6 protein-coding genes are annotated in these 4,233 nt (G+C 28.1%); 4 read left to right on the top strand and 2 right to left on the bottom strand.

Features of this window, described 5'->3' with window-relative positions; translation table 11 throughout:
• Positions 1-180, top strand: a 180-nt coding sequence (locus tag JJE11_RS15715; protein WP_291637305.1) for a hypothetical protein, incomplete at its 5' end; no start/stop codon positions are given.
• A 411-nt stretch (positions 181-591) separates the two neighbouring features.
• Here JJE11_RS15715 and JJE11_RS15710 read toward each other — a convergent pair.
• Both JJE11_RS15710 and JJE11_RS15705 read right to left on the bottom strand, forming a co-directional pair.
• Positions 592-1,182, bottom strand: coding sequence for an SPOCS domain-containing protein (locus JJE11_RS15710; protein WP_291637303.1), 591 nt, complete (start codon positions 1,180-1,182; stop codon positions 592-594).
• 835 nt (positions 1,183-2,017) lie between these two features.
• Positions 2,018-2,452 (bottom strand): carboxypeptidase regulatory-like domain-containing protein, encoded by a 435-nt coding sequence (locus JJE11_RS15705; protein WP_291637298.1) that lies wholly within the window; start codon positions 2,450-2,452, stop codon positions 2,018-2,020.
• Positions 2,453-2,828: 376 nt separating this feature from the next.
• Between JJE11_RS15705 and JJE11_RS15700 the strand changes: the two genes are divergently transcribed.
• From JJE11_RS15700 to JJE11_RS15690, 3 genes are all read left to right on the top strand, one after another.
• Positions 2,829-3,362: a DUF3794 domain-containing protein gene (locus JJE11_RS15700; protein WP_291637296.1), complete on the top strand. Its 534-nt coding sequence runs from the start codon at positions 2,829-2,831 to the stop codon at positions 3,360-3,362.
• A gap of 16 nt (positions 3,363-3,378) precedes the next feature.
• Complete coding sequence (locus JJE11_RS15695) at positions 3,379-3,711, top strand: hypothetical protein (RefSeq protein ID WP_291637294.1); 333 nt, start codon at positions 3,379-3,381, stop codon at positions 3,709-3,711.
• Between the two features lie 27 nt (positions 3,712-3,738).
• Positions 3,739-4,233: DUF3794 domain-containing protein (locus JJE11_RS15690; protein WP_291637293.1), on the top strand; the 495-nt coding region annotated here is incomplete at its 3' end.

Raw genomic sequence — 4,233 nt, 5'->3', positions numbered from 1 at the left:
AATTTAGAGTCTATGGATGTGAAAATTTTCATAGAAGATTGCGAAGCAAGATATATTAATGAAAGAGAGTTCAAAGTTACAATACTTTTGTTAATTGCCTTAAAAAAAGCATGTAAAAAATGTGAATACAACTTAATATCTGGCCCATGTGTAGATGTTGAAATACTATCGACAAATTAAATCACGATCATATAATAAAAAGGACCCTTTTTTAAGTGTAGTTTTCAAGTTTGAACAGAAAAAGCATGAAATATCCATATTTTGGGATAATTCATGCTTTATATTTTTTTATATTAAGTTTAAAAAGCTCTATTTTATGCTTTTAAACTTAATTATTCTCTTTAGATTCACTGTGAAGATTGATAACGCATTTGGCATTTGCATTCCAATTAAGCCTGACGATAATAATTAACCATAAATTAGCTAATTATCACTGGTTTAATTATTGAAGATTTAGAAAAGAGAATGTCTTTTCTAAATGCCCAGAGGAATAATAAGATAAATATTTATAAAACATTGGGATGGATTTTTGGAATTTAAATGTGAAATTTGATGATTACACCTGAAATTCAACGGTAGTATTTGCATATACTAAATATCTTCAACTACTACTACTTTAGCTTCAAGTAGTAAAAGATTAGCTAATTCTTCATTCATCAAATTTACATATCCCATATTGTTATAATTGGTTTCCAAAGTTCTAAAATTGTCATTGTATTCTAAATTAAGTGAGGGCTGTTTTTTAGAATTAGTTTCTACATTGACCATATATAATATATGGCTGTATATTTTCTTTTTATCTATTAATTGAAAGAAGGCGTCAACTAAATGCAATTCTAAATTATTCTTACATACTTGATCGTCAGGTATGGTAAAGAATGTATTGAAAGGTGAATTTACATTAATAGCTACAACTTTTTCAATACTTTCATCAGTGACATAAAATATTTTGTATTTTTTTATCCCATCTAAAATAATAGTCTCTCCCAGAGCACTTTTTATGTTTTTTTTATGTTTTATTTCGATTTGCAAGTTAATTTTTATCAAATTAGATATATCAGGATTATAATTTGGGATAAATATATAATCAACTTCGGAATATTGCATTAACATCCCGAGGCTTTTTTCTAAAAGTTTATGTTCAGGAGTTATTCCTTCAACATCAATTGAATTTCTGTTCATATTTTTAAAAATCACCTCAATTTTTATAAAAATTGTATAAGATTCCGCTTTTAAAGTTAAATATATTTATAAAACTAACATTGAATGCTAATCTTTAAGAAGATATATATGTTAATCTTTAAATTGGAAACTCCATATAAAATATACTACTGTATTTAAATCAAATTTATACCGAATTTTAATAAATAATAAAAATATAGAAGTTACAACGGTATGATATAAATGTAAGCGTAAAAAAATTGACGCTAGATAGATAATGCTAGCTTTGCTAAAATTATAGATAGTAAGAATAGGCGGGTATCTATAATGGCAAAGAAAATTAATGATGTAACCTGGCGAGGGATTTTAAAAAAGTTCAAGTGCAACGATATATAGTGTAGTAGAAATGGCTAAATCAAACAGTTTAGTGGTAGAAAATATTTAGGGTACTTATTGGATGTGTTATCTAATTTAGAAAACAAGGATAACGATACAATATTAAAATGCATGCATTGGTACAATGAACTACCTGAAACCGTAAGACTTCAAAATAAGAATCTTCATAGTAAAAAAGATTAAAATAAAATCCAGTAGAAAAGCACTTGCTCTTACTACTGGACTTAGTTTATCAAAAATGTTTCTAAAAATAAATACGGAGAATTTTGACGCTTACATATAAATTGTGTTATTTGTTCAGCACAAGTACCATAGCTAGGGTATCCAAAATTATCTCTATAAAAGTCTGTAGATAACATTTATTATCATGATAGGTCTACTTGTATTTTAATCGTTTCTATCCAAATAATTAAAATAAAAGGAGGCCTACTATTTATATTCAATTTAAAAAATAAAATAATTATTCATCATATTGTTCAATATTTTTATCATTGTAATCAAAGTCATAATTTTTATTAATTTGATTATTTTTTGTGCAATCACACTTTTCTTTAAGACATTCATTGTCGCAATGGTCTGGGGTTATAATTAATTCTCTTATTTTAATGTCATTATACCAAACTTTAATAACATAACATTTGTGGGGACAAAGTGGTCCAAATAAAAATTGTCCGTATTCATCAGTAAACGTATGAGTTAAAGGATGTAATATATGTGGACAATTAGTATCTTTAATTACAAGTAACTTTACAACTGCATTTTTTATAGGTTTATTTTTACAATCAACAACTAATCCATGTATAACACTACGCTTTTCTTCCGCTACTTTTATCACAGCTTCGATTTGTTCATTTTCTTCAGGTGTAAATTTAAATTTTACTATTCTAGCGCCCATAAAAAAACCTCCTAACTAATTCATCTAATAATATTTATATGTGAATTTTATAAATTAGTTACAGATAAATGTTAAAATCTTATAAATACATTTATATAGTAGTCTTATGTTTGTAAGCAATAAGTTTTATAAAGATATAGACTGCTTGGCTCATATTAGGAGAGAACACTTTGATATAGTTACAAAGCTAGATAAAGAAGCCTTAAAAAATTCTAGAGATTTTTGACGCTTACGTATTTGTAAGAGGGTGTCTAGAATAGTGGGAGCAATTCGATAAACTATACAAACTTAATAAAATAGTAACCAGATGCAGTGTAAATGAATACTATAAATTAGAAAGAAATCCTTTCTAAAATGATTTAAAGAGGTGACGCTTGTGTTAAGAGATTTTATTAACATCGTCGGTGTTGATGAAGCGAGAAATTTTCCGGTTTTAACTCCGTTGGATAGATATAAACAGTTCACAGCTGAGGAACTAGTAACTATACCAGAGGTTAAACCAGATATGGAACAAATAACTACAGTAATGGTTGAACCTACTGTTACAGGATATAAAGTTATTGCAACTCCTACTGGAGTAAAAGTAGTAGTAGATGTAGAACTACTTCAAAAAATAATATATACAGCTAATGAACCTACTCAACCAATACACTCTGCCGAATTTATTAGACCGTTTTGCAATTTCATTGAGGTTCCATTAATTATACCAGCTAACTCAAATATAATGAAACAATTACAAATTTTAGGACTCACATTAGAAGATGTAATAGTAGGTCCACCACAGATTTTACTAGAAGACCTATCAATCAAAATGATAGATGCAAGAAATGTTAAGAAATGTGGAATATTGTTTGTTTGGGTAGCTCTTAATCCAGCATTAACGCCACTGCTCCCAGTTACAGCGATATAAGAGTGAGGCTACTAATATGAATATTTTTAATATTATCCCGTATTGGATTGATGTAGAAAAGGGCGAAACCTATTTAAACAGCAACTGGGCCTATCTTAAGATTGGAAAAGATTATGATGATGTTTATAAATGGGCACAAGAAAATAAAGATAAAATCTATTTTGATATAGATGAAAGGAAAGAAGTTGGAGATGCAGACGATTCCAAATTTAAATTTGAATTTTCTATAAAAGAAATTGAAAATTTATATTTAATGGATACAAACTCCAATGAATATAGAATAGAGCTGGATATTGTTGCAAAAATAGAAATTAAGCGAATTGAAATACCGATAAATAGTAAAAAATAATTTTAATGATGAGAGGAGAATGTTTAAATGTTAAGAAATTTTGTTGATATAATAGGGATCGCGGATCCTTCAGAATTCCCACAAATTTTACCTAATACTAAATATACTCAATATATAGTTGAGGAAAAACTAACTATACCAGCTGCTAAACCAGATGTGGAACAAATCAATAGTGTAATGATTGAAGCTAATATAATAGACTCAAGAGTCATTGTTACGCCAGTAGGTGTAAAAATAGTAATAGATGGTGAGCTTACCCAAAAGGTTATATATACTGCTGATGATCTTGTTCAATCTGTTCACTCAGCCCACTATGTAATTCCATTTTGCACATTTATAGATATTCCATTGACAATAGCAACACCTGCAATGAGTGTTATTGATTATCTATTATCACTTGGTTTGACTTTAAATGATGTAGTTACAGCTGGACCATATGTGTTAGTAGAAGATGTATCTGTTCAATTACTAGACCCTAGAACTATAAAGAAATGTGTAGTGCTATTCTTATGGGCTACAATT

Source organism: Clostridium sp. (assembly GCF_016650095.1).
Lineage (GTDB): Bacteria > Bacillota > Clostridia > Clostridiales > Clostridiaceae > Clostridium_AD.
This window is presented reverse-complemented; position numbering and strand designations above follow the sequence as displayed.